Source organism: Paractinoplanes polyasparticus (genome assembly GCF_019710575.1).
Classification (GTDB): Bacteria; Actinomycetota; Actinomycetes; order Mycobacteriales; family Micromonosporaceae; genus Actinoplanes; species Actinoplanes polyasparticus.
Window position 1 is genome coordinate 107006 of sequence record NZ_JAHWFK010000027.1, and the last position, 26063, is coordinate 133068.

23 protein-coding genes are annotated in these 26063 nt (G+C 70.5%); 13 read left to right on the forward strand and 10 right to left on the reverse strand.

What is annotated here, in order from left to right; all coding sequences use genetic code 11:
- Positions 1–67 precede the first annotated feature (67 nt).
- The 7 genes from KXC43_RS25605 (at position 68) to rny (ending at position 8695) form a co-directional block, all read left to right on the forward strand.
- Entirely contained in the window at positions 68–1012 is a 945-nt protein-coding gene (locus KXC43_RS25605; RefSeq protein WP_308129246.1) for an ATP-binding cassette domain-containing protein, read from the forward strand.
- The gene (locus tag KXC43_RS25610; protein ID WP_221378692.1) at positions 1009–1791 is read left to right on the forward strand and encodes an ABC transporter permease; all 783 of its coding nucleotides are present in this window, start codon (positions 1009–1011) and stop codon (positions 1789–1791) included. The genes KXC43_RS25605 and KXC43_RS25610 overlap by 4 nt, the downstream gene beginning before the upstream one ends.
- A 9-nt stretch (positions 1792–1800) precedes the next feature.
- A complete protein-coding gene (locus KXC43_RS25615; RefSeq protein WP_221378693.1) occupies positions 1801–2001 on the forward strand; it encodes a DUF3046 domain-containing protein in 201 nt (66 codons plus the stop codon).
- 201 nt (positions 2002–2202) lie between these two features.
- Positions 2203–3249, forward strand: a complete 1047-nt coding sequence (recA, locus tag KXC43_RS25620; RefSeq protein ID WP_221378720.1) for a recombinase RecA — start codon at positions 2203–2205, stop codon at positions 3247–3249.
- A gap of 14 nt (positions 3250–3263) precedes the next feature.
- Complete coding sequence (locus tag KXC43_RS53575; protein WP_255644807.1) at positions 3264–4130, forward strand: regulatory protein RecX; 867 nt, start codon at positions 3264–3266, stop codon at positions 4128–4130.
- Between the two features lie 1776 nt (positions 4131–5906).
- A complete protein-coding gene (locus tag KXC43_RS25630) occupies positions 5907–6533 on the forward strand; it encodes a hypothetical protein (protein ID WP_221378694.1) in 627 nt (208 codons plus the stop codon).
- A gap of 380 nt (positions 6534–6913) precedes the next feature.
- On the forward strand, positions 6914–8695 hold the full coding sequence (gene rny, locus KXC43_RS25635; protein WP_221378695.1) for a ribonuclease Y: 1782 nt from the start codon (positions 6914–6916) through the stop codon (positions 8693–8695).
- Here the strand turns inward: rny and KXC43_RS25640 are convergent.
- The 5 genes from KXC43_RS25640 to KXC43_RS25660 all read right to left on the reverse strand — a co-directional run bounded on the left by KXC43_RS25640 (position 8669) and on the right by KXC43_RS25660 (position 12609).
- Entirely contained in the window at positions 8669–9169 is a 501-nt protein-coding gene (locus KXC43_RS25640) for a DinB family protein (protein ID WP_255644808.1), read from the reverse strand. The genes rny and KXC43_RS25640 overlap by 27 nt on opposite strands.
- A 53-nt stretch (positions 9170–9222) precedes the next feature.
- Positions 9223–10110: an amino acid ABC transporter permease gene (locus KXC43_RS25645; RefSeq protein WP_221378697.1), complete on the reverse strand. Its 888-nt coding sequence runs from the start codon at positions 10108–10110 to the stop codon at positions 9223–9225.
- A 55-nt stretch (positions 10111–10165) separates the two neighbouring features.
- Entirely contained in the window at positions 10166–10840 is a 675-nt protein-coding gene (locus KXC43_RS25650) for an amino acid ABC transporter permease (protein ID WP_221378698.1), read from the reverse strand.
- A 73-nt stretch (positions 10841–10913) separates the two neighbouring features.
- Complete coding sequence (locus tag KXC43_RS25655; protein WP_221378699.1) at positions 10914–11774, reverse strand: glutamate ABC transporter substrate-binding protein; 861 nt, start codon at positions 11772–11774, stop codon at positions 10914–10916.
- A 91-nt stretch (positions 11775–11865) separates the two neighbouring features.
- Entirely contained in the window at positions 11866–12609 is a 744-nt protein-coding gene (locus tag KXC43_RS25660) for an amino acid ABC transporter ATP-binding protein (protein ID WP_221378700.1), read from the reverse strand.
- Positions 12610–12750: 141 nt separating this feature from the next.
- Between KXC43_RS25660 and KXC43_RS25665 the strand changes: the two genes are divergently transcribed.
- Positions 12751–13149 (forward strand): hypothetical protein, encoded by a 399-nt coding sequence (locus KXC43_RS25665; RefSeq protein WP_221378701.1) that lies wholly within the window; start codon positions 12751–12753, stop codon positions 13147–13149.
- A 21-nt stretch (positions 13150–13170) separates the two neighbouring features.
- Positions 13171–14673: a tRNA (N6-isopentenyl adenosine(37)-C2)-methylthiotransferase MiaB gene (gene miaB / locus KXC43_RS25670; RefSeq protein ID WP_221378702.1), complete on the forward strand. Its 1503-nt coding sequence runs from the start codon at positions 13171–13173 to the stop codon at positions 14671–14673.
- Here miaB and KXC43_RS25675 read toward each other — a convergent pair.
- The gene (locus KXC43_RS25675) at positions 14597–15520 is read right to left on the reverse strand and encodes a LysR family transcriptional regulator (protein WP_221378703.1); all 924 of its coding nucleotides are present in this window, start codon (positions 15518–15520) and stop codon (positions 14597–14599) included. The two genes, miaB and KXC43_RS25675, sit on opposite strands and share 77 nt — an antisense overlap.
- A 63-nt stretch (positions 15521–15583) precedes the next feature.
- Between KXC43_RS25675 and KXC43_RS25680 the strand changes: the two genes are divergently transcribed.
- Positions 15584–16513 (forward strand): threonine ammonia-lyase, encoded by a 930-nt coding sequence (locus KXC43_RS25680; protein ID WP_221378704.1) that lies wholly within the window; start codon positions 15584–15586, stop codon positions 16511–16513.
- 78 nt (positions 16514–16591) lie between these two features.
- Here the strand turns inward: KXC43_RS25680 and KXC43_RS25685 are convergent, their stop codons facing one another.
- The 3 genes from KXC43_RS25685 to miaA are packed head-to-tail and all read right to left on the reverse strand — an operon-like array spanning position 16592 to position 19118.
- Positions 16592–17362, reverse strand: coding sequence for a glycerophosphodiester phosphodiesterase (locus KXC43_RS25685; protein ID WP_221378705.1), 771 nt, complete (start codon positions 17360–17362; stop codon positions 16592–16594).
- Positions 17362–18198, reverse strand: a complete 837-nt coding sequence (dapF, locus tag KXC43_RS25690) for a diaminopimelate epimerase (RefSeq protein ID WP_221378706.1) — start codon at positions 18196–18198, stop codon at positions 17362–17364. Before dapF ends, KXC43_RS25685 begins: the two co-directional genes overlap by 1 nt.
- The gene (miaA, locus tag KXC43_RS25695) at positions 18195–19118 is read right to left on the reverse strand and encodes a tRNA (adenosine(37)-N6)-dimethylallyltransferase MiaA (RefSeq protein WP_221378707.1); all 924 of its coding nucleotides are present in this window, start codon (positions 19116–19118) and stop codon (positions 18195–18197) included. Before miaA ends, dapF begins: the two co-directional genes overlap by 4 nt.
- Positions 19119–19296: 178 nt before the next feature.
- On the opposite strand from miaA, the gene KXC43_RS25700 reads away from it, so the two are divergent.
- Positions 19297–20505, forward strand: a complete 1209-nt coding sequence (locus tag KXC43_RS25700; protein ID WP_221378708.1) for a DUF349 domain-containing protein — start codon at positions 19297–19299, stop codon at positions 20503–20505.
- A 190-nt stretch (positions 20506–20695) separates the two neighbouring features.
- On the opposite strand, the gene KXC43_RS25705 is transcribed toward KXC43_RS25700, so the two are convergent.
- The gene (locus KXC43_RS25705; RefSeq protein ID WP_221378709.1) at positions 20696–22159 is read right to left on the reverse strand and encodes an NAD-dependent malic enzyme; all 1464 of its coding nucleotides are present in this window, start codon (positions 22157–22159) and stop codon (positions 20696–20698) included.
- Between the two features lie 174 nt (positions 22160–22333).
- On the opposite strand from KXC43_RS25705, the gene hflX reads away from it, so the two are divergent.
- Together hflX and KXC43_RS25715 are read left to right on the forward strand one after the other, a co-directional pair.
- Positions 22334–23749, forward strand: a complete 1416-nt coding sequence (hflX, locus tag KXC43_RS25710) for a GTPase HflX (protein ID WP_221378710.1) — start codon at positions 22334–22336, stop codon at positions 23747–23749.
- Between the two features lie 82 nt (positions 23750–23831).
- A complete protein-coding gene (locus KXC43_RS25715; protein WP_221378711.1) occupies positions 23832–25802 on the forward strand; it encodes a hypothetical protein in 1971 nt (656 codons plus the stop codon).
- The last annotated feature ends 261 nt before the right edge of the window (positions 25803–26063 follow it).

Consider the following 26063-nt stretch of genomic DNA (forward strand, 5'->3'; position numbering starts at 1 on the left):
TTACCCCGTGGGGTGTACGGTGAACGCCGCACCAAATACCGTGAGGCATACGGAGTTAGGAGCAGCGGTGAATCTGGAAGCTGAAGGGCTACGGAAGCGGTACGGGGACGTGCGCGCTCTCGACGGCTTCGACCTGGCCGTGCCGCCCGGCGTGATCCACGGCCTGCTGGGCCCCAACGGCGCGGGCAAGACCACGGCGGTCAAGGCGCTCGCCACCCTCATCGATGTCGACGGCGGCACGGCCCGGGTCGCCGGTTTCGACGTACGGAATCAGGCCGCGCAGGTCCGGCGCCGGATCGGACTGATCGGGCAGAACGCGGCGGTCGACGAGATCCTGGGCGGCCGGCAGAACCTGGTGATGTTCGGCCGGCTCTACGGTCTGAGCAAAGTCGACGCACGAGCGAAGGCCGACCGCCTGCTCGACATGTTCGGGCTCACCGAGGCGGCAGAGCGCGCTGTCTCGACGTACAGCGGTGGCATGCGCCGCCGCCTCGACATCGCCGCTGGTTTCATCCTCACTCCGGCCGTGCTCTTCCTCGACGAACCGACCACGGGGCTCGACCCGCGGGCGCGCAACGAGGTGTGGGCGGCCGTCCGCGAGGTCGCCGAGGCCGGCACGACAGTGCTGCTGACCACGCAGTATCTCGACGAGGCGGACCAACTGGCGGCCCGCATCTCGGTGATGAACCACGGCCGCATCGTCGCCGACGACACCCCGGCCGCGCTCAAGCGCCAGATCGGCGGCGACCGGGTGACCGTGACCGTCGCGGCCGACGCTCCGCTGGAATCGGTGGCCGCGCAGCTCACCACGGCCGTCGGCATCCCGGCCGTGCCCGATGCCGAGTCGCACAGCCTCACCTTCGAGGTCGGGGCCGGCGTTGTGGCGCTCGCCGGCATCGTCCGTGCTCTCGACGATCTCAGCCTCGTCCCGGAGGATCTGGTGCTGCGCCGGCCGACCCTCGACGAGGTCTTCCTCACCTTGACCGCCGCTCCGCAGGAGGCTGCGCGATGACCGCCGTACGGGCCGGATGGATTCTCACCCAGCGCAACCTCGCCCACTGGGCGCGCCAGCCGTGGACGCCGATCTTCGGGCTGATGTTCTCGATCATGCTGTTGCTGGTCTTCGGCTTCCTCTTCGGTGGCGCGATCACCGTGCCCGGCGGCGGGGACTACATCACCTTCCTGCTGCCGGGCATGCTGGCGCTGAGCATGATGTTCGGCGTCGAGGCCACGGCCACCGCGATGGCCAACGACGCGCGTAAGGGCATCACCGACCGCTTCCGCTCCCTGCCCATCGGCAGCGCCTCGGTGGCCCTGGGCCGGGTGGGCGCCGACCTGGCCAACTCGGCGGTCGAGCTGCTGGTGCTCATCGCCGGCGGCCTGCTGATCGGCTGGCGGATCACCTCGGATCCCGCCTCGGCTGCTCTCGCCGTACTGCTGCTGTTGCTCTTCCGATTCTCGATGCTCTGGATCGGCATCTTCGTCGGGCTGGCGTTCCGCGGCGAGGGCGCGACGATGGCCGTGCAGGTGCTGGTGTGGCCGATCGGCTTCCTGTCGACGGCCATCGTCTCGGCCGAGACGATGCCGGCCTGGCTCGGCGCGATCGCAGCCTGGAACCCGCTCTCGGCCACGGCCACGGCGGCGCGCGGGCTCTTCGGCAACCCGACCGGCATCACCGAGGGGCCGCTGGCCGACTCGGCCGTGTGGCTCGCCGTCGGCTGGCCGCTGCTGCTCACGGCCGTGTTCCTGCCGCTGTCGGCGCGGGCCTACCGCCGTTTGCGGAGTGGGTAGGCTCGTGGGGTGCGGTTGACGGATTTCTGGGCGCGGCTGGGGGAAGTCTTCGGGGCCGCCTATGCACGCAGCATCGCGGCGGACCATTCTTTCGGCGAGTTGGGAAACCGGACGATAAACCAAGCGATTGCGGACGGTATCGAGACGGCTACCATCTGGCGTGCGGTGGTAGCCGCGTACCCCGATCGGGTGCCCTCCCGCCTGCGGTGACGCGTTTTTAGTACACCCGTTCTGGCGTGTCACTCGATCGTCGTACACGTGTTCGGCTATTGTCCACAGCGGTTCAGTTATCCACAGCTCGGGCAGGGCGGCGAATTTTTGTCATACCCACCGCCTACCTTGGTGCCCGTGGCGATGAACAGAAACGCATCGGCGAAGACGACCGTTAAATCGGGTACAGGGGTGGCGGACATGGTGGCAGGACCTGACCGGGACAAGGCGCTCGATCTGGCGTTGGCGCAGATCGACAAGCAGTTCGGCAAGGGCTCAGTGATGCGGCTCGGGGAGCGGCCGGTCGTCGAGACCGCCATCATCCCGACCGGTTCCATCGCTCTCGACGTGGCGCTCGGCGTCGGCGGCCTGCCGCGCGGCCGGGTCATCGAGATCTACGGCCCCGAGTCCAGTGGTAAGACGACGGTCGCGCTGCACGCGGTGGCCAACGCCCAGCGCAACGGCGGCATCGCGGCGTTCATCGACGCCGAGCACGCGCTCGACCCCGAATACGCGAAGGCGCTCGGCGTCGACACCGACGCGCTCCTGGTCTCCCAGCCCGACACGGGAGAGCAGGCTCTCGAGATCGCCGACATGCTGATCCGCTCGGGCGCGCTCGACATCATCGTCATCGACTCGGTGGCCGCGCTCGTGCCGCGGGCCGAGATCGAGGGCGAGATGGGCGACAGCCACGTCGGTCTCCAGGCCCGCCTCATGAGCCAGGCGCTCCGCAAGATCACCGGCATCCTGAGCAACTCGGGCACGACCGCGATCTTCATCAACCAGCTCCGCGAGAAGATCGGCGTCATGTTCGGCTCGCCCGAGACGACGACCGGTGGCCGCGCGCTGAAGTTCTACTCCTCGGTCCGGCTCGACGTGCGTCGCATCGAGAGCCTGAAGGACGGCACCGACGTGGTCGGCAACCGCACCCGCGTCAAGGTCGTGAAGAACAAGGTGGCCGCGCCGTTCAAGCAGGCCGAGTTCGACATTATGTACGGCAAGGGCATCTCGCGTGAGGGCTCGCTGATCGACGTCGGCGTCGAGCAGAGCATCATCCGCAAGTCCGGCGCCTGGTACACGTACGACGGTGACCAGCTGGGCCAGGGCAAGGAAAAGGCGCGCGAGTTCCTGAAAGAGAACCCCGACGTGGCCGCCGAGATCGAGAAGAAGATCCTCGAGAAGCTGGGCGTCGGCCAGACGACCGGCGACGCGGCCGGCGGCCCCGAGCTCCCGCCGGTCGACTTCTGATCGGCTGACCGGCCATGCCGGCCCGACGAGGCGCGCGTTCCGGGCGCGGGTGGGATGCCATCCCACCCCGCCCCGCCCGCGCCGACGATGAGCACCCGTCCGGCGAGCCTCCGCCCGGCGACGACGCGGAACGCGGCAACGTTCCTGCCCGTCGCCGGCGGGCTTCGCCGGGCGGCAACCCCTCCCTCGACGGGTTCGATCCGTCCGGCGCCGTCCGTCGCGGCTTCGGTGACGGGCGAGGTCGTTCTCCGGGTGGTGGCCTTCCTGACGACTCCGACCGTGACGGCGCGCCCGGGTCGGGGCGCGGCCGTCGTGCCGGTCGGTCGCCGCAGGTCGCCCAGCCGGCGCAGAGCGAGGGCGAACGGGCCCGCGAGATCTGCTTGCGGCAGCTCGCTGTGCGCCCGCGCACCCGGGCCGAGCTGGCCAAGGTGCTCGCCCGCAAAGAGATCTCCGAAGAGGTGATCGCCGAGGTCCTCGACCGCTACGACGAGGTCGGCATCATCGACGACGCGGCCTTCGCCCGGGCGTGGGTCACCAGCCGCCACCACGGCCGCGGCCTGGCCCGCCGGGCGCTGGCCAACGAGTTGCGCCAGCGTGGCGTCGACGCCGAGGTGGCCACCGAGGCCCTGGAATCCGTCGACGAGGAAGGCGAGGCCGCCACCGCGCGGGCCCTGGTCGACCGCAAACTCCGCACAGCCACCGGCGCGCCCGACGCCATCTTCCGCCGCCTGGTCGCCATGCTGGCCCGTAAGGGCTACTCCGCCGGCGTGGCCATCCGCGCAGTCAAAGACGCCTTGGCCGCCCGCGATGCCGAGGCCGCCGAATTCGCCGACCAACTGGACGCCGACGCCCTGGCCTCCGACGCCGACCCCACCTCCTGACCAGCCACCGCGACGACGCGCCACATCGCACCGTCGACGTGTTGCGTTGCCCGCGGCGGGCTGCAGTGATGCGTTGCGTCGCGATAGCGCGGCGTGTCGCTTCGGCGACAAGCTGTACCGCACCGCGCTGGGGTGCCCGGCTTGTGTTGAGGGCGACCCCGCCGTGCCGCAGGGCGCTGATGCGACGCGCGCACTGAGGTGGTGCACCCCGTGCCGAAGTGTGTCGGCGCGGGCGCGTCCTGCGGCGCGGGCGCGTCGTGCGGCGAGGACTAGAGCGGGGCGACGGAACGCCCGGTGACCCGCCCGGCGATGGTGGCGGTGATCCGCCCGGCGACGGCGGTGGGGACTCATTAGGTGACGGTGATCCGCCCGGCGACGGCGGTGGGGACTCATTAGGCGAGGGCGATCCGCCCGGCGACGGCGGTGGGGACCCGCCTGGTGATGGTGGGGAGACCGACCTGGTGACGGCGGCGGCGACCCGCCCGGTGACGGTGGGGGGCGAAACTCCGCCGGGCGACGACGGGCCGGGGGAGAATCCGCCCACCGATAAGCCGGGTGCGGGTGGGGGCACCGGTGACGACGATGAGTTGGACGCGGCGCGTCGAACGGCGACGGTGACGCCGACGAGGACACCGGGGGTGCCGGCCTTCCGGTGACCGGCATGAACGCGGTGGGTATCGCCGGCCTCGGCGCGGCCAACGCGGCCGGGGGCGTGGGCTCGTGACGCGGCGCCGGCAGCCCGAGGGTGAAACTCCGGCCTTATCTTGTGTCAGCGCGGTCGCGGCGAAGCTGGCGCGGCTGGGCTCGCGATCTTCGCCGGACATCGGCGTTCGCCACTGATTGGTAACGTGTGAGCTTGTGACCGAGTACTCGCAGAGCAGCATGCGTGGCTACGGTCCCTTCCCGGAGGGTGCCGAGCCGACCGCCCCGTTCGGCGCCCAACAGCCGGTCGAGCCTCAGGTGACGGGAGCCGTGGACGGCGGCCCGACGGCCGGCAACCTGGGCCAGCCGAGCGCTTCGCATCCGCCTTCGTCTGCTGTTCCGGCTCCCGCGAGCGGCGTCCCGGTCCAGGCGACTGGAGCGATGGACAGCCAGGCCGCCCATGCGGATAACGACCCAACGGCCGGCAACCCGCCTGAACCGAGCGCCCCACATCCACCGTCGGGCTCTGATCACGGGCCTGTGAGTGGTGTTGGGAATCAGTCGGGCCCTGGTCAGGCGTCTGTGAGTGGTGTTGGGAATCAGTCGGGCCCTGGTCCGGCGCCTGTGAGTGGTGTTGGGAATCAGTCGGGCCCTGGTCCGGCGCCTGTGAGTGGTGTTGCGAATCAGTCCGGCCCCGGTCCGGCGCCTGCGAGCGGCGTCCAGCACCAATCAGACCCCGGCCCTGCTCCTGCGAGCGGCGCACCGCATCCAGCCGGCGGTAACCCAACCGGTGCCCCGCAGCAGGGCAGCGATCCGTACCCGGTCGTTGGCCCGCAGCAGAGTGGCGACCCGTATCCCACCGGCGGCCCCCAGCCCGGCGGCGATCCGTATCGGGATGGCAACGCAGGACGGCCCACGAGCAGCGGCGCCCCGCATCCGACGAGTGGCCACCCGTACCCGGGCACCCCGCCGAGCCCGGCCTATCCGACCAGCGGCTCCGGCTACGGCCCGTTCCAGGGCACGCCCGACCCGTTCGGCGGGAAGCAGGAAGGCTGGACCGACGCCCCGTACGGTTTCGCCGCACCTCCGGGGCGGCGGATCGAGCCGTCGCCACCCCCGCAGCGCAGCCGCCTCATGGTCGGGTTGCTGGCCGGCCTGGTCGCGGGGCTGTTGCTTTTCGGCGCCGGCGGCTATTTCGCCGGCCGTGCCACCGCGCCCGGGGCCGGCGGCCCGAGCGCACCTGTCCCTGGCGGCGCCCTCGGCGTCTTCGAGCGGAACCAGGTCGCCGTCAACCAGCCCGACTTCGCCGGCACCGGGCTGACCGCCCTGGCCGAGGGCTGGCTTCCTTACCTGTCGACCTGTTCGCGGAGCGGATCGCCGGGTGGGCCCAAGCTCAACGGCGGCGAGAAGGTACGCGTCCGCTGCACGCTCGACGGCATGAGCGCGATCTTCGTGGAGTACGAGTCGCTCGCCGAGCGGGACAAGGCGCGGGTCAAGGCTCTCGGCCAGGCCGTCGACGCCCGCACGCTCACTCCGGGGGTCGCCCCGGCGGCGGAGCGGGCCACTCCTTCGGGCCGGACCACCGGCAACTACCTGGAGTACGCATACCGTCTCACTGAGGGTGGCACTACCCGGACCGTGAGCGGCATGTGGTGGGACGACGCCCGGACCCCGGTCGCCGGCTATCTGCTGGCGTACTGGAAGGAGGGCCTCGGTGAGAAGTGGGAGCCGATGCGCGATCTCTGGTCCCGGTACGCCTGAATTGCCCACTGGTGTCGTGAGCTGGGGGTAAGCGAGTCTGTGCCCTAAGTCCCATCCGCTGCCGAATCATGGAACCTTGACCGAAGTGCCACTCGCGACCTAGCCTCGCGTTACACAAGGTTTGTTCGACCATCGCATGCAACAGCCACAACATAGAACCGGTTACATTACGGCATCACTTCGGGCCCCGAGCGGGTCTTGATAAACGCCTCGGCACGTGGACCGCAAGGGCCGAGGGTCTGTCATAGCGCGGTCGGCTCCACGCATCCCTGCGGTGCCGTGGTCCGATGACGCACGCGGTCGTCTTGCCATGGTCGGGCATCCCGCAAATGGTCCGTGCGTGCTCCGGCGCGCCGGGCGGCGAAGGGAGACGCGGCGAGATGACCGCCCTGGTTTGGGTACTGGTGGTGGCGTTCGTCGTCCTGGCCGCCCTCGTGGTGACCGGCCTGGTGCTCGGCGCCCGTGCCCTGCGCCGGCTCCAGTCGCGCGGCGGCTCCCCGGTGCCGGATCAGGCCGTCGACGACGCCCTGGCCAAGGTCGAGGACGCGAATGCCAAGGTCGAGGACGCCAACGCCAAGGTCGAGGACGCGAACGCGAAGGTCGACAACGCCAACGCCAAGGCCGCGTCCGTCCGGGCCGAGGCCGCCGCGGCCAAGGCCGAAGCCAGTTCCGCCCGCGCCGAGGCGCGCCGCGTGCTCGAGGCCGCCCACAGCGAGGCCGACACGATCCTCGAGCACGCCCACCGCCAGGCCGAGGCCGACGCCGAGCAGGTCCGCACGGCCGCCCGCCGCCAGGGTGAGCGCGAGGTCGCCCTGCTCAACACGACCGCGAAGGAGCAGGCGGCCGAGGTCGAGCGCCGCGCCGCCCGCATCGACGAGCGCGAGCGCCTGCACGCCGAAGAGGTGGAGCGCCTGGTCGAGCGGGAGCGCCGCCTGGCCGCCATGGACGCCGACCTGGTCACCCGCGAGTCGGCCCTGGCCGCACGCGAGTCGGAGCTGGCCGTCGCCGAACAGGCGAAGCGCCGCGAACTCGAGCGGATCGCCGAGCTGACGGCCGACGCGGCCCGCACCGAGCTGGTCGAGAGCATCGAGGCCCAGGCCAAGCGCGAGGCGGCCATCCTCGTACGGGACATCGAGAACGACGCCAAGAACACGGCTGACAGCCGGGCGCGCCGCATCGTGGTCGACGCCATCCAGCGCATCGCCAGCGAGCAGACCGCCGAGAGCGTGGTCAGCGTGCTGCACCTGCCCAGTGACGAGATGAAGGGCCGGATCATCGGCCGTGAGGGCCGCAACATCCGGGCGTTCGAGTCGGTGACCGGGGTCAACCTGATCATCGACGACACCCCGGAGGCGGTGCTGCTCTCGTGCTTCGACCCGGTGCGCCGCGAGGTGGGCCGGCTGACCCTCGAGAAGCTGGTGCTGGACGGGCGCATCCACCCGCACCGCATCGAGGAGGTCTTCGAGAGCGCCAAGGGCGAGGTCGAGCAGCTCTGCGACCGGGCCGCCGAGGAGGCTCTGGTCGACGTCGGCATCACCGACCTGCACCCCGAGCTGGCCAAGCTGCTGGGCCGCCTGCGCTACCGCACCAGCTACGGTCAGAACGTCCTCAAGCACCTCGTCGAGACCGCCCACATCGCCGGCATCATGGCCGCCGAGCTGGGGCTGGACGTGCCGTCGATGAAGCGGGCGGCGTTCCTGCACGACATCGGCAAGGCGCTCACCCACGAGGTCGAGGGCAGCCACGCCTTGATCGGCGCCGATCTGGCCCGCAAGTACGGCGAGAGTGACGACGTCGTGCACGCGATCGAGGCGCACCACAACGAGGTGCAGCCGCAGACCATCGAGGCGGTGCTGACCCAGGCCGCGGACGCCTGTTCGGGCGGCCGGCCCGGCGCGCGGCGGGAGAGCCTCGAGGCGTACGTCAAGAGGCTGGAGCGCATCGAGGAGATCGCCGCCGGCAAGGTGGGCGTCGAGAAGGTCTTCGCGATGCAGGCCGGGCGCGAGATCAGGGTCATGGTGCGCCCGGACGACATCGACGACATCGGCGCCGCGGTGCTGGCCCGCGACGTCGCCAAGCAGATCGAGGAAGAGCTGACCTATCCGGGGCAGATCCGGGTCACGGTCGTCCGGGAATCACGCGTCACCGAGCTCGCTCGTTAGCCCCAGCTGCTCGCGCAGGATGTCGGCGTGGCCGCAGTGCTGGGCCAGCTCGCGCAGCATGTGCAGGTAGACCCAGCGCAGCGGGATCGGCCCGCGCCGGTTGCCCGGCAGCTTGTCATCGAGGCCCAGGGACGAGACCGCCTGCCGGGACGAGGCGACGGCGGCCAGATAGGCGGCTCGAATCGAGGCGATGCTGTCGGAATCGTCGAGAATGAACGACTCATCCGGGTCGAGTGGAATGCCGATGTCGGCCCGGGAACGTCCGGTGACGGCCTCGTCGAACCACACCTTCTCGACGAAGGTCACGTGCTTGACCAGACCCAGCAGGGTCGTGCGGGACGGCACGAGCGACCGCCGCACCTGCTCCTCGGTCAGATCGTCGAGGCAGTCGTGCAGGGCCCGGCGATGCTCGTCGAGGAAGGCCTCGAACTGGACCCGTTCCGGCTGGTTGATGACGTCGTCCGCGGAGATCATGCGGAAAAGCATGTCAAGCGTGGTGGCCCCGGTTCAACCCGGGGCCACCACGGCTAAGCTCCGCCGCCGCCACCGAGGCCGGGCTCGATGGTCGCCTGCTGCGTCGCGGCGCCGGCAGCCCGGGGGGCACGGCCCTTGCGGCGGGTGCGCCGGCTCAGCCAGCCCGCGACGCCGGTCAGGATGGAGTTGACGATGATGTAGATCGCCGCGGCCACGATCGCGGCCTGCAGCACGTTTCCGTAGTTGGCGGAGAGGTTGTTGACACCGAGCTGCAGCAACTCGCTGTACGAGATGATGTAGCCCAGCGCGGTGTCCTTGACCAGCACGACGAGCTGGCTGACGATCACCGGCAGCATGGCCCGGGCGGCCTGCGGGATGAGGATGTGGGTCATCACCTGGCTCTTGCGCATGCCGACCGCGTACGCCGCCTCGCTCTGCCCCCGCGGCACCGAGTAGACGCCGGCCCGGAAGGCCTCGGCCAGCACCGACCCGTTGTAGAGCGTCAGGCCCAGGACCACGGCCCAGAAGATCGACATCGGCTGCTCGGTGATGAACGGCACCCCGAAGAAGATGAAGAACATCAGCAGCAGCAGGGGCACGGCCCGGAAGAACTCGACGATCGCGCCGGCCGGCAGGCGGACCCACCAGTGGTCGGAGAGTCGTCCGACGGCGAAGAGCACGCCGAAGACCAGTGAGAGGACCATCGCGACGGCGGCCGCCTGAAGCGTGCCCTGCAGGCCCGGCAGGATGTAATCGGTCCAGGTGCTGCCGTAGGTGAACGGCTTCCAGAGGGAGCCGGCCCACTGGCCCTTCTCGTCGAAGCGCGAATAGATCCAGTAGAGCAGCCCGAGCACCGCGAGCCCGAACACGATCGTCAGGACGAGGTTGCGCGCCTTGGCCTTGGGCCCCGGGTGGTCGTAAAGGACGGCGTCCGTGCTCATGACGTCTCTCCGCTTCGCTCCGAGCCGACCGGAGCACGAGTGCTGCTGAGCTCTCTCACCTCTTCACCGCCAGGCGGTTGGCCAGCCAGCCGAACCCGTAGCCGGTGGGGATCAGGACGATCGCGAACGTGCCCGCGAAGACGAGGAAGATCGGGATGACCGCGTTGCCGTTCGCGTTGATCAGATCCTTCATCGCGTTCGACGACTCCATCAGGCCGATCGTGCCGACGATCGTCGAGTTCTTGCAGAGCGCGATGAGGATGCTGCCCAGCGGCGCGATGACGGCCCGGCCGGCCTGCGGCAGGACGATGATCGTCAACGTCTGGATGAACGTCATGCCGATCGCGCGGGCCGCCTCGGCCTGACCCGCCGGCACGGTGTTGATGCCGGAGCGGATGGCCTCGCAGACGAACGCCGCGGTGTAGACCGACAGGCCGATCACGCCGAGCCAGAAGTTGTTGAGGTCGATGTCGTCGACAACCGAGAAACCCAGCGTCGAGAACAGACCGAAGTAGCAGAAGAAGATGATCAGCGTGAGCGGCGTGTTCCGGAAGATGTTGACCCAGGCGGTGCCGAAGCCGCGCAGCACCGGGACCGGCGAGACTCGCATCGCGGCCAGCACGACGCCGAGCACCAGCGCGCCGACGCCGCCGGCCAGCGTCAGCTTGAGGATCCAGAGGAAGCCGGTTATGTATACGTCCCGGTTCAACGGGTCGGAGAAGACGTCCATCGGCACCTTCGACTAATCGGTGGGACAAAAGGCGGGCGGGGCCGGTTGCCCGGCCCCGCCAACCAAAGAGAGATCAGCTGCAGTTGGTGAGCTTGGAGACGTCGAGCTCCGGCGCCGCCTTGCCGCTCTTGCCCAGCGTGTCGTCCCACGCCTTCTTGTACGAGCCGTCGGTGGCCGCGGTCTTCAGGATTTCGTTGATCTTGTTGCAGCCGGCGGCGTCGTCCTTCTTGACGCCGATGCCGTACGGCTCCTCGCTGAACGGCTTGCCGACCACCTTGAACTTGCCCGCGTACTGGTCCTGCGCGGCGTACCCGGCGAGGATGATGTCGTCGGTGGTGACCGCGTCGACATTTCCGCCGGCCAGGGCCGTCACGCACTTCGAGTACGTGTCGAACTGCTGGAGCTTGGCGTCCTTGTAGTCGCTCTGGATCCGCTTGGCCGGGGTCGAGCCGCTCACCGAGCAGACCCGCTTGCCGGCCAGCGACTCGGGGCCGGTGATGGTGGAGGCGGTCGGCACGAGCAGGTCCTGGCCGGCGATGAAGTACGGCCCGCCGAAGTTGACGACCTTCTTGCGCTCGTCGTTGATCGTGTAGGTCGCGACGACGAGGTCGACCTGACCCTGCTGGATGTAGGGCTCGCGGTTGGCGGAGACGGTGGTCTTCCACTCGATGCCGCTCTCCGGCACGCCCAGGCCCTTCGCGATGATCTTGCCGATCTCGACGTCGAAGCCGGTGTACGCCGAGCCGGACTGCAGGCCGAGGCCGGGCTGGTCAGCCTTGACGCCGATGACGAGCTTGCCGCCCGCCGCCTTGCCCTCGATGCCCTTCGCGCCGCCGCTGCCGGAACCGCTGCCGGCGTCGTCGCCGCCGCACGCGGCCACGGCCAGCGCCATGGTGAGCGCTCCGAGCGTGGCTGCCAATCGGGTGATGCGCATGATGTCGCTCCTCGAGTGTCGTTCGTGTGTCTTATGGACTCAATTGAGGCTGGTCACGGCGGCCCGAAGGCCGATCAGTCGCGATCCGGTCTCAATGGGTGAGGATCTTGGACAGGAAGTCCCGGGCGCGGTCGGTCTTCGGGTTCGCGAAGAACTCCGCCGGCGGGGCCTGCTCGACGAGCTGACCGTCGGCCATGAAGACGACCCGGTTGGCCGCGTGCCGCGCGAAACCCATCTCGTGGGTGACGACGACCATCGTCATGCCCTCTTTGGCGAGCGACGTCATCACGTCGAGCACCTCGCCGACCATCTCGGGGTCGAGGGCGCTGGTGGGCTCGTCGAAGAGCAGCGCCTTGGGCTGCATGGCCAGGGCGCGCGCGATTGCCACGCGCTGCTGCTGACCGCCGGAGAGCTGGGCCGGGTACTTGTCGGCCTGATTGCCGATGCCGACCCGGTCGAGCAGGCTCATCGCCCGGTCGCGGACGGCCGCCGGCTTCTCCTTGCGCACCTTGATCGGCCCGAGCATGACGTTCTGCAGGATCGTCTTGTGCGCGAACAGGTTGAAGGACTGGAAGACCATGCCGACCTCGCTGCGCAGCCGCGCGAGCGGCCGGCCCTCGGCGGGCAGCGGCTTGCCGTCGAACGTGATCGTCCCGGAGTTGATCGGCTCGAGCCGGTTGATCGCCCGGCACAGCGTCGACTTGCCGGAACCGGACGGTCCGATGACGACGACCACCTCGCCCTTGGCGACGGTGAGACTCACGTCGTCGAGAACGTGCAACGGGCCGAAGTATTTGTTGACCTGGTCGAGGACGATGAGAGCCTCGTCGGACACTGCTGGACCACCGTCCCTGTTCTGGCGGATCACCCGGATGGGCACACTCTATGTGGGCCCTTGTATCGGTTCACACCGAGAATGGTCACGGAGCGGTAACACAGCGAGTGTGAAGAGAGGGCATTGTCCACCATGTTCGGTATGGCTGACATGGATCCGACAGGCGGCCTTTGGAACTGGGCGGCCGCATCGTCCCTTCCCGCTGATCGGGTCCACGGCGCGCTCGCCGGCGCCCTGGAGCGCACGGTCGGGCCCCTCGAGGCGAAAACGGGCGTTCTCTGCGACGTCTATCACGTCGGCGGTGATTTCCCGACGGTCATCGATGTCTATCTGGCGCCGGAGAGCATCGCCGAGGCCACCGCGGCCAGCGCCGTCGCGGTCCGGCTGGGTGTCGAGATCATCCTTCCGGACGACTCGCTCGACCCGGGCGGGTTCGTTCTCGCCGCGCCGGACGGCAGCCTGACCGAGGTGCTCCTCGATGAGGTGGAGACCGACGCCGGCCCCGAGAGGCGTCTCCGGCGCGACCGTCCGGCGGCCTGAAGCGTAGGCTGGTCAATCGCCATGACTACCGAAACGCAGAGCCCCATCGAAACGCCGAGCGCCGCCCGCACGTACGACGTGCGCACGTACGGCTGCCAGATGAACGTGCACGACAGCGAGCGCATCTCCGGTCTGATGGAGGATGCGGGGTATGTGCGGGCCGCCGATCCCGAGGCGGCCGATGTCGTGGTGTTCAACACCTGCGCCGTTCGCGAGAACGCCGACAACCGCCTCTACGGCAACCTCGGCCACCTGCGCCCCACCAAGGTGAAGAACCCCGACATGCAGATCGCCGTCGGCGGCTGCCTGGCGCAGAAGGACCGCGGCGACATCGTCAAGAAGGCGCCCTGGGTCGACGTCGTCTTCGGCACCCACAACATCGGCTCGCTGCCCGCGCTGCTCGAACGCGCCCGGCACAATCAGGAGGCCGAGGTCGAGATCCTCGAGTCGCTCGAGGTCTTCCCGTCGACGCTGCCGACCAAGCGGGAATCGACGTACGCGGGCTGGGTCTCGATCTCCGTCGGCTGCAACAACACCTGCACGTTCTGCATCGTGCCGTCGCTGCGCGGCAAGGAGAAGGATCGCCGGCCGGGCGAGATCCTGTCCGAGGTCGAGGCGCTGGTCGCCGAGGGCGTCCTCGAGGTCACGCTGCTCGGTCAGAACGTCAACTCGTACGGCGTCGAGTTCGGCGACCGGCTCGCCTTCGGCAAGCTGCTGCGCGCCACCGGCGAGATCGAGGGCCTCGAGCGGGTGCGTTTCACCAGCCCGCACCCGAAGGACTTCACCGACGACGTGATCGCCGCGATGGCCGAGACGCCGAACGTCTGCCACTCGCTGCACATGCCGCTGCAGTCCGGCTCCGACCGCGTGCTCAAGGCCATGCGGCGCAGCTACCGGCAGGAGAAATACCTCGGCATCATCGACAAGGTGCGGGCCGCGATGCCCGACGCCGCGATCACGACCGACATCATCGTCGGCTTCCCGGGCGAGACCGACGAGGATTTCGAGCAGACGCTCGAGGTCGTGCGCCGGGCCCGTTTCTCCAGCGCGTTCACGTTCCAGTACTCGAAGCGCCCCGGCACGCCCGCCGCGGTGATGGAGGAGCAGCTGCCCAAGGCCGTCGTTCAGGAACGCTACGTGCGGCTGATTAACCTGCTCGAAGAGATCACCTGGGCCGAGAACAAGCGGCTCGTCGGCGAGAAGGTCGAGGTGCTGGTCGCGGTCGGCGAGGGGCGCAAGGACGAGCGTACGGGCCGGCTGAGCGGCCGGGCCCGGGACGGCCGCCTGGTGCACTTCGCCACCGGCGACCTCGCCCCGCGCCCCGGCGACGTCGTCGAGACCGTGGTGACGTACGCGGCGCCGCACCACCTGAACGCCGACGGCGCCCCGCTCAGCCACCGTCGCACCCGGGCCGGCGACGCGTTCGAGGCCGGCCGCACCCCGAAGCTCAAGGGCGTCTCGCTGGGGCTGCCGACGATCGGTGTGCCGGCTCCGCTGCCGGCCACTCAGGGCTGCGCGCTCTGAGCTTGTCCAGCAGCGCCGTCGTCGCGGGCGGGTCGGGCGGCTCGCCCACGACGGCGACGAGCACCCGGCGTGCGTGTCCGGGCAACGGCACGGTTCGTACGCCCGGGTTCCGGTGCGCGGCGAGCGCCAGCGCCGGCAGCGTGGTGACGCCGAGCCCCCGGGCGACGAGCTGCTGAGCGGCCACGTAGTCGTCGGTCGTGAACCGGATGTCCGGGGTGAACCCGTCCGCCGCGCAGACGCGCAGCAACTCCTCGCGGCAGCGTTCACACCCGCCGATCCACCGCCGATCCTGGTGATCGGCGAGCCGGTCGCCGCCGACGTCCGAGGGTGTCACCAGGTAGGTCTGGTCCTGGAACAGCTCCTCGGTGCGCAGCCCGGCCAGGTCGGGCCCACCGGCGTGGGCGAACAGCACCGCGACCTCCACCTCGCCCCGGCGCAGCAGGTCGACCGCTTCGGGCGGCTCCGCCTCGCGGAAGCGCAGCTCGACCTCGGGATGGTCGGTGTCGAACGCGGCGGCCGCGGCCGGTACGAAGGTGCCCAGCGCGGAGGGGAAGGCGGCCAGACGTACGCGTCCCGACCGCAGCCCGGTATGCGCCGCGAGTTCCTGCTCGGCGGCGTCGAGCCGGCCCAGGATCTCCTCGGCGCGGTCGGCGAGCACGCGCCCGGCCTCGGTGAGCCGGATGCCGCGCCCCACGCGTTGCACCAGCCGGCTGCCGGTCTCGGCTTCGAGCCGCGCCAGGTGGTGGCTCACCGACGGCTGGGCGTAGTGCAGCGCCTCGGCCGCAGCCGTGACACTTCCGTGCCGGGCCACCGCGGCCAGCACCCGCAATCGAGTCACATCGAGCACGTCTATAGGTTCGCGCACGAATCGGCATTGGACCAATGGATTCGGCGGCCCGAGGATCGAAGCATGGACTTCTCGTACGCCGCCGTCCGCGCCGCCGCCACCACCGTCGCCCGCCACCTACCGCCCACCCCCATGTGGTCGTACCCGGTGCTCAACGGCGCCGTCGGCGCGACCGTGCTCGTCAAGCACGAGAACACCCAGCCCGTCGGGGCGTTCAAGGCCCGCGGCGCGCTGAACCTGTTGTCGTCCGCGAGGACCGGCACCGTCACGTACTCGACCGGCAACCACGCCCAGTCGATGGCCTGGGCCAGTCACCTGTTCGACCTGCCCTGCACGGTCGTCATGCCCGAGGACGCCAACCCGTCCAAGGTCGCCGCCGTCCGGGCCTGGGGCGCCGAGGTCGTGCTGGCCGGTTCCGTCCTGGCCGACTCCGAGGCGCACGCGGTCGAGCTGGCCTCCCGAACCGGCCACCGCCTGGTCAGCCCGGGTGACACCCCCGAACTGCTGGCGGGCGTGGGCACCCTCTACGAGGAGATCCTCACCGCCCGCCCCGACGTCGATGCGATCCTCGTCCCGGTCGGCAGCGGAACCGGCGCCGCCGCGGCCGCCGTGGTCGCCCGCGAACTGGCCCCGAAGTGCGAGGTCATCGGGGTCCAATCCTCGTCGTCCCCGGCCGCCCACGATTCCTGGCGTTCGGGCGACCTGGCGACCCGCCCCAACCGCACCCGCATCGAGGGCCTGGCCACCGGGCGCGGTTACGACCTGCCGCAGCGGCACATGCGTGACCTCGCCGATTTCCTGCTCGTCGACGACGACCGCATCGCCGAGGCGCAGCGCCTGCTGGCCACCGCGGCGCACACCCTGGCCGAGGGCGCCGGCGCCGCCGGCCTGGCCGCCCTGCTCGACCAACCCGACCGTTTCGCCGGTCGCACGGTCGCCGTCGTCTGCACCGGCGGCAACGCCTCCCCGCGGGAACTCGCCGCCCTGCAATAACGCGAAAGTGGCGCATCGGCCCGGTCCCACCGGGGCCCGGCCGTGTCGAGGCGTTGCTCGAACTCCGTGCGCCCCTGGTCAGCCCGGGCCGCCGCCCGAACTCCGTACCGGATGAGTTCGCATTTGATCCTGTGCCCCGAACCATCCCGTCAGCTCGGCCACCCGGTCGGTGATCAGGCCGGCGATGCCCGCCCCCGTCAGCTCGGGCCAGTCGGACATGTCGTTGGCGGTCCACGGCATCACGCCGATGCCGCGGCCGGTCAGCGTGGCCACGGTGTCCGGGTCGCCCAGCACGTCCGCGGTCGACGGGTTGAGGCAGACGACCTCGAGCTCGTCGGCCAGGGGCACGGTGTCGGCTTCGAAGCGCAGCCGCAGCAGGCCGCGACGCAGTTCGGGGCCGGCCTCGCGGACCAGCCGGAGGATCGCCGGGTCGAAGCTCTGCACGATCGTGCGGGCGGTCAGGCCGTACGCGTCGACCATCTCGACGACGGTCTTGACCTGCGGCAGCGTGGCCGGGGGCTTGACCTCCAGCAGCAGCTCGGGGCCGGCCTCGCGGAGCAGTTCCAATGTCGCGGCCAGGGTGGGAACGCGGACGCCGGCATAGGCCGGGGAGAACCACGAGCCCGCGTCGACGGCTGCCACCTCGGCGTAGGAGACGTCCCAGAGGTGGCCGGAACCGGTCGTGGTGCGGTCGAGCGTGCGGTCGTGGATGACGACCGGGACGTCGTCGGCCGTGGTGCGGACGTCGAACTCGATCAGCGTCGCGCCGGCCCGGACGGCGGCAGCGAACGCGGGCAGGGTGTTCTCGGGGGCGACGGCCGAATAGCCGCGGTGGGCGACGTTGTGCATCAGGCGAGGGTGGTCTCACCCGCCGCGACCAGTACGGCCGGCCCGGCCAGCCACCAGCTGCCGTCGGCGTCGTGGGTGACCGTGAGCCGGCCGCCGGGCAGGTCGATCGCGACCACGCCCATGGCCAGGCCCGCGTCGCGCAGGGCCACCGCGCCGACCGCCAGGGCGCCCGTGCCGCAGGCCAGCGTCTCACCCGAGCCACGCTCGAAGACGCGCATCTCGACGTGCAGGTCGGCCTCGGGCAGCGGGGCGGCGCCGACCACGAACTCGACGTTCACGCCGGCCGGGAACAGCGCGCGGTCGAAGCCGGGCGGCACGTGCAGGTCGAGCGAGGCCAGGGAGAGCCCGTCGTGCAGGCCGCAGACCAGGTGCGGGTTGCCGCAGTCGACGGCCACGCCGGGGAAGGTCAGCGGGCCGGTCGTCGCGGTGCTCGCCGCGTACACCCGGGGGCTCGTCATGCGCACGCGGATCTGGTCGCCCTCGACTATCGCGAGCATGACGCCCGCTCGCGTGGCGACCGGGATGCCGGTGGGCGACGGGGTGGCCAGGCCGTGCGACACGAGGTAGCGCGTGAAGACGCGGACGCCGTTGCCGCACATCTCGGCGACCGAGCCGTCGCTGTTGCGGTAGTCCATGAACCACTCGGCCTCGCCGGCCAGTTCGGCGCCGGCCGGCTCCTTGGCGGTGCGTACGACGCGCAGCACGCCGTCGGCGCCGATGCCGAACCGCCGGTGGCACAACGCGACGACCTGGGAAGGCGTCAGGTCGAGCGCGCCGTCGACGTCCTCGACGATCACGAAGTCGTTGCCGGCGCCGTGGCCCTTGGTGAAGTTCACGCGGTCCATTCTCGCGCAAGCGCCAGCGCGTCGGCCACCAGCGTCGGCGCGGCGGCGTCGAGCCAGGTGATCGAGGGGTCGCGCCGGAACCAGGAACGCTGCCTCCGCACGAAGCGGCGGGTCCCCCGTACGGTGTCGGCGCGGGCCTCGTCCGAGCTGAGCGAGCCGTCGATCTCGGCCAGCGCCTGCTGGTAGCCGAGCGCCCGGCCGGCCGTACGCCCCTCGCGCAGTCCCCGGGGGATCAGCCCCCGCACCTCGTCGAGCAGGCCCTGTTCCCACATCAGGTCGACGCGCGCGGCGATCCGATCGTCCAGCACGGCGGGGTCGCGGTCGATGCCGATCTGCACCGAGGGGTAATGAGGTGTCGGCGCCGGCAGCGAAGCGGTGAACGGCTGCCCGGTCAGCTCGATGACCTCCAGCGCCCGCACGATGCGCCGCCCGTTCGAGGGAAGAATCTTCGCCGCCGCTTCCGGGTCGCGCGCGCGGAGCTGGTCATGCAATGACGCGGCCCCGCTGAGAGACAGCTCCTCCTCGAGCCGCGCCCGGACGGCGGGATCGGTGCCCGGGAACTCGAACTCCTCGAGCACCGCCCGGATGTACAGCCCCGACCCGCCGACCAGCAGCGGCACCCGGCCCCGGGCCGCGATGTCGTCGATCGCCGCGCGGGCCAGCTCCTGGTACTCGGCCACCGCCGCCGGGAAGGTGACGTCCCAGATGTCGAGCAGATGGTGCGGCACGCCGTCCCGCTCGGCCGGGGTGAGTTTCGCCGTGCCGATGTCCATCCCGCGGTAGAGCTGCATGGAGTCGGCGTTGACGACCTCCGCGCCCAGCTCGTGGGCGAGGGCGATGCTGAGGGCGGATTTTCCGGCCGCCGTCGGCCCGACGACAGTGACCACGCGCGGAGCTGTCTCGAACGGCACGGAGCAACGGTAGGACAAGGTTTGGCCACGGTCATCGTCGGGCGCTTCCCCGTAACCGGGTTGGACCTGTGACAATGCGCGAGAAAGAATGCCGTAGAGAAGCTAGGCGTTCAACTGTGCTGTGGCGGTGGTCACCGGTCAGGCGAGATCGGGGACGCCGGGAAGACGAGGATGGGTCATGATCGACTGGACAACCTTCGGGCGTGTGGACGCCGACGGCACCGTGTACGTCAAGACCGCGGAGGGCGACCGTGTGGTCGGCTCCTGGCAGGCGGGCACACCGGAAGAGGGGCTGGCCCACTTCGCGCGCCGCTTCGCCGACCTGGTGACCGAGGTCGACCTCGTCGAGGCCCGCCTCAAGTCGGGCGCCGCCGACGCGTCGCACTCGCTGAGCAGCGTCAAGCGCCTGCGCCAGCAGCTCGACGAGGCCCACGTGGTGGGCGACATCGAAGGGCTCGCGGCCCGCCTCGACCGCCTGGCCGGCCTGGCCGAAGAGAAGGCCGGCGAGGCCCGCGCGGCCCGCGAGCAGGCCCGCATCGAGGCCCTCGCCCGCAAGACGGCCCTGGTCGAGGAGGCGGAGAAGATCGCCGCCGAGTCGACCGGCTGGAAGTCCGCCGGCGACCGCCTCAAAGAGATCCTCGACGAGTGGAAGACCATCCGCGGCGTCGACAAGAAGACCGACGGTGAGCTCTGGAAGCGGTTCGCCACCGCGCGCGACGGCTTCACCCGCCGCCGCGGCGCCCACTTCGCCACGCTCGACGGCCAGCGCAAGCAGGCTCAGACGGCGAAGGAAGAGCTGGTCAAAGAGGCCGAGAGCCTGTCCGAATCGTCCGAGTGGGCGCCCACGGCCAACCGGCTCAAGGAGCTGATGGCCGAGTGGAAGGCCGCGCCGCGCGCCGCGAAAGAGGCCGAGCAGCGCCTCTGGGAACGCTTCCGGGCCGCGCAGGACGCCTTCTTCACCCGCCGCAGCGAGGTCTTCTCGGCGCGCGACGCGGAATACAAGGGCAACCTCGACAAGAAGCAGGCGATCCTGGCCGAGGTCGAGGCGCTCGACGTCGACGCCGACCCCCGCGGCGCGCAGAACAAGCTGCGGGACCTTCAGGCCGCCTGGCACGACGCGGGCCGGGTGCCGCGCGAGTCGGCGGCGTCGCTCGACCGTCGCTGGCGCGCGGCGGAAGACCGCATCCGCGTGGCGATGGACTCGGCCTGGCGCAAGACCACCCCGCAGGACAACCCGCTGCTCCAGCAGATGCGGGAGCAGGTGGCCGAGGCGGAATCGCGGCTCGAGCGGGCGCGCGCGGCCGGCGACCAACGCCGCATCAAGGAAGCCGAGCAGGCCTTGTCGTCCAAGCGCCAGTTCCTCGCCCTCGCGGAGCAGGCAAACTAAAGATCAACGTCAGATTCATACGGTACGGAATCTCGGCCGCGCCCCGGATCGACCAGGGGCGCACAAATGCCGAGCACCGCCTCGACACGGCCCGGTACCCGGTGGGACCGGGCCGTAGTGCCTGTTTCGCGTTGTTGCCGGGTTGGCGCCGACGACCCCGCCGCTAGTTCGACGGCGGGGCCGGCGCGGCTCAGAACGTTTCTTTCGGCGCTTCGTCCAGCTCGGCCGCGGGCAGGGCGGCCGCGTTGTGCGTCCCGGCGACCGGGCCACGCACCGCGGCGCGGATGGCTGCCGCCACGGCCGGGGTCACCTTCGGGTCGAACACGCTCGGGATGATGACCGTGGGGTTGAGTTTGTCCTCACCCACGACGTTGGCGATCGCGTTGGCCGCGGCCAGCGCCATCTCCTCGGTGAATTCGGTGGCGGCCACGTCGAGCATGCCGCGGAAGACGCCGGGGAACGCCAGCACGTTGTTGATCTGGTTGGGCTGGTCGGAGCGGCCGGTGGCGACGACCGCGGCGTGCCGGCGAGCCTCGCGCGGGTCGACCTCGGGGTCGGGGTTGGCCAGCGCGAAGACGATCGACTTCTCGGCCATCTTCGCGATGTCGTCGCCGGTGAGCAGGTTGGGCGCGCTCACACCGATGAACACGTCGGCGCCCACGATCGCGCCCGGCAGGTCACCGGAGTAGTTGCCCTTGTTGGTGTGCTCGGCCAGCCACTCCCACGTCTCCGACATGTCGGCCATGCCGCGGTGCAGGGCGCCCTTCCGGTCGTACGCGATGATGTCGCCCACGCCCTGGCGTAGCAGCAGCTTCATGATCGCCGTGCCGGCCGCGCCCGCGCCCGAGACCACGACGCGCACGTCCTCGAGCCGCTTGCCGACCACCCGCAGCGCGTTGGTCAGCGCCGCGAGCACGCAGATGGCCGTGCCGTGCTGGTCGTCGTGGAAGACCGGGATGTCCAGCTGCTCGCGCAGCCGCGCCTCGATCTCGAAGCAGCGCGGGGCGGCGATGTCCTCGAGGTTGATGCCGCCGTAGGCGGGCGCGATCGCCTTGACGATGCGCACGATCTCGTCCGTGTCCTGCGTGTCGAGCACGACCGGCCACGCGTCGACGCCGCCGAACCGCTTGAACAGCGCGGCCTTGCCCTCCATGACCGGCATCGCGGCCGCCGGGCCGATGTTGCCCAGGCCCAGCACGGCCGAGCCGTCGCTGACCACGGCCACGGTGTTGCGCTTGATCGTCAACCGGCGCGCGTCGGCCGGGTTCTCGGCGATCGCCATGCAGACCCGGGCCACCCCCGGCGTGTACGCCCGGGAGAGCTCGTCGCGGTTGCGGAGCGCGACCTTCGAGGTGACCTCGATCTTGCCGCCGAGGTGCAGCAGGAAGGTGCGGTCGGAGACCTTGCGGACGTCGACCCCGTCCTGCTCCTCGAGCTGCTTCACGACCTGGTCGGCGTGGTTGGAGTCGGCGGTGTCGCAGGTGAGGTCGACAAGCACGCGGGTGGGGTCGGAATCGACCACGTCCAGGGCCGTCACGATGGCGCCGGCCTCGCCGACACAGGTGGTGAGCCGGCCGATGGACGAGGCGTCCGCGGTAACAGCTATCCGGATCGTGATCGAGAATCCTGCGCTCGGCAGGCGGGTCGTCACCACGGTTGTCCCTCCGACATTGGTGGGTGCGTCACCGTAATCTTGCCCCCGTGGAATATCGGGTTCCATCCGGGTCGTTGTGCATAGTCCTGCCACTCATTCGAGAACGCCCGGCCACGTTATGTGGATGCGCCGACCACGGCGACGTGCCACGATCGGGGCCGAGGAGGTCACCTTTTGCGAAACACTTACCAGGCACCCGTACTTGAGGTCGACGAGCCGGATGTGACGTCCGGGGAACTCGAGCTCGAGGAGCGGCACTCGCTACGGCGCGTCGCCGGTCTTTCCACCGAGCTCACCGACATCACCGAGGTCGAGTACCGGCAGCTGCGGCTCGAGCGGGTCGTCCTGGTCGGCGTCTGGACCGAGGGCTCCGTCGAGGATGCCGACAACTCCCTGACCGAGCTGGCCGCGCTGGCCGAGACCGCCGGTTCCCAGGTGCTCGAGGGCCTGATCCAGCGGCGCTCCCGTCCCGACACGGCCACGTTCATCGGCCGCGGCAAGGTCGAAGAGCTGCGCGACGCGGTCATCGCCACCGGCGCCGACACGGTCATCTGCGACGGCGAGCTCTCCCCGAGCCAGCTGCGCAACCTCGAGCAGCAGACCAAGGTCAAGGTCGTCGACCGCACGGCCCTGATCCTCGACATCTTCGCCCAGCACGCGAAGAGCAAAGAGGGTAAGGCCCAGGTCGAGCTGGCCCAGCTGCAATACCTGCTGCCGCGTCTGCGCGGCTGGGGTGACTCGCTGTCCCGCCAGGGCGGTGGAGCCGGTGGCGGGTCCGGCGGTGGCGTCGGCACCCGTGGTCCCGGTGAGACCAAGCTCGAGACCGACCGTCGCCGCATCAACCAGCGCATCGCCAAGCTGCGCCGCGAGATCAAGGCCATGCGCACCGTACGTCAGACCAAGCGCTCGCGCCGGCAGAGCAGCGGCGTCCCGGCCGTGGCGATCGCCGGCTACACCAACGCCGGCAAGTCGAGCCTGCTCAACCGGCTGACCCAGGCCGGCGTGCTGGTCGAGGACGCGCTGTTCGCCACCCTCGATCCGACCACCCGTCGCACCGCGGCCGAAGACGGGCGCGTCTACACGCTGTCCGACACGGTCGGTTTCGTCCGCCACCTGCCGCACCAGATCGTGGAGGCGTTCCGCTCCACGCTCGAAGAGGTGTCGTACGCCGATCTGGTCGTGCACGTCGTCGACGGCGCCCACCCCGACCCCGAGGGTCAGGTCAGCGCCGTACGCGAGGTGCTGGCCGAGGTGAGCGCCGACGCCATCCCCGAGTTGCTGGTGATCAACAAGATGGACGCCGCGGACGAGGAGACGGTGCTGCGGCTGAAGCGCGCATGGCCCGACGCCGTGTTCGTGTCGGCCCGGTCCGGCGCGGGCATCGCCGAGCTGCAGCAGGCGATCGCCGAGCGGCTGCCCAAGCCCGCGGTGGATCTGCGTGTTCTGCTGCCCTATGACCGGGGTGATCTGATCGCCCGGATTCATCGGACCGGTCAGGTGCTGCACACCCTCCATGTGGAGGAGGGCACCGAGATGAGAATCCTCGTCGACGAGCGACTCGCCAACGAGTTGGAGTCCTTCCGGCACTGAGCGTGCCGGAGGCCCCGCTTCGCCGTGAGGGCTTGACTGACGCGTAACACCAGTACGGGACGCCGCATGCGACACTGATCGGATGCGGCGTCTCGTGTTCCCGGTGATCGTGGCCTCCGGGCTGGTGATGATCGGTCCGTCCATGGCGTTTGCCGAGGATCCGGCCCCGACGGTCAGCGTTCCCGCCGTTGCGGGCAAGAAGATGTGCAAGATCAGCGACGACCGGATCGACGAGGCGTCCGGTCTGGTCGCCACCAAGTCGGGCTACGTCGTCGTCAACGACAGCACCGACAAAGACAGCCACAAGCGCATCTTCTTCCTCAACCCCAAGTGTGAGGTCACCGAGACGGTCAAGTATTCGGGCAAGGGACCGTTCGACCCGGAGGATCTGATCCTCTCGCCCGACGGCACGAAGCTGTGGATCGCCGACATCGGCGACAACAAGTTCGACACCGAGGAGCGCCGCCCGGCCGTCAGCCTCTGGTCGATGCCGTCGAACGGCTCGGCCGAGCCCACGATCCACCGGCTCAGCTACCCCCAGGGTGACGCCCACGACGCCGAGGCGCTGCTGCTCAGCGGCGACGGCTCGCCGCTGATCGTCACCCGCGAGATCGGCAAGCCGGCCTACGTCTATCAACCCACGGCGCCGCTGAAGGCCAAGAACGAGGTCGGCGTGCCGATGAAGCGCGTCGCCGAGCTTCCCGTCGGGGCCACCCAGACCGACGGCAACCCGCTGGCCCGCATCGGCAACCAGACGATCAGCGGCGGCGCGGTCGCGCCCGGCGGCACCAAGGTGGCGCTGCGCACCTACACCGACGCGCTCGAGTGGGACGTGACCAACGGCGACGTGCTGGGCGCGTTCAAGAACAAGCCGCGCACGACCGGCCTGCCCAACGAGATCACCGGCGAGGCGATCAGCTACAGCCCCGACGGCAAGTTCTTCTACACGGTCTCCGACATGAACGGCGAGACCGGGACGGCCAACTACATCCTCCGCTACACGCCGGCCACCACTGTGGCCACCGCCGCCAAGAACGGTGGCGACGAGAGCGGCGAGAAGTGGTACGCCAACCTCGAGCTGAGCGACATCACGTACGCCGTGGGCGGGGTCGGCCTGCTCGGGCTGATCCTGGTCGGTGCGGGCGTGCTGGGGATCACACGGCACCGCAAGCGCATGGCCGCCCTGCCCGCCGTGGCCGACGACGACGACTTCAAGAACCCGCTCGAGGGCGACCCCGAGACCGAGTTGATCGGTGTCGGCGGCGCCCCGCAGCGGGCCGGGGTCTATGGCGGGGCGCGGTCGGGGCCGGTGGTGAACGGCTCGTCCGGGCCCGCCGCCAACGGCGTCTACGGCGGCAAGCCGCAGGCCAACGGGGTCTACGGCGGCGCTCCGGCCAAGGTGAACGGCCAGCAGCCGGCGCGCGCCGGCGTGTACGGCGGCAAGGGCGGCCCGGGCCCGGCCGGTCAGCCGCCTCGTGGCCCCCAGGGCCAGCCGCCCCGCAGCCCGCAGGGTCAGCCAGCGCGTGGTCCGCAGGGTCAGCCTGCGCGTGGTCCGCAGGGTCAGCCGCCTCGCGGCCCGCAGGGTCAGCCCCCTCGCGGTCCGCAGGGTCAGCCTGCGCGTGGTCCGCAGGGTCAGCCCCCGCGCGGTCCTCAAGGTCAGCCCCCGCGCGGTCCGCAGGGTCAACCGCCGCGTGCGCCCCAGGGCCAGCCGCCCCGTGGTCCGCAGGGTCAGCCTGCGCGTGGTCCGCAGGGTCAGCCAGCGCGTGGTCCGCAGGGTCAGCCCCCGCGTGGTCCCCAAGGCCAGCCGCCTCGTGGTCCGCAGGGCCAGCCTGCGCGTGGTCCGCAGGGTCAGCCCCCGCGTGGTCCCCAAGGCCAGCCGCCTCGTGGTCCGCAGGGGCAACCTCCGCGCGGTCCGCAGGGTCAGCCGCCGCGGGGTGGCGGCGGCGGGGTCTACGGCGGCAACAGTGGCGGCCAGCCGCCGGTCGCGAGCAACGGTTACAACGAGTTCCGCCGGACCCCCGAGGCCCGTTTCGACGGCTACGGCCCCCGGTAACTCCTTCTGGCTCGGCCCAGCCCGATACGGGACCGGCCTCGTGCCCGACTTCCGGCCGCTGCAAGCGCTCGGCCCTTCGTCCAGACCGCGCCAGGCATAGGCCGCGCTCAGCCCCGTGCTTGCGGCTGGGCGCTGCGCTCAGCCTCGTGCTGTTTATGGCTGGGCGCAGCGCCCAGCCTCGTGCGTGCGGCCGGGCGCTGCGCTCAGCCTCGTGCTTGCAGCCGGGCGCTGCGCTCAGCCCCGTGCGTGCAGCTAGGCGCT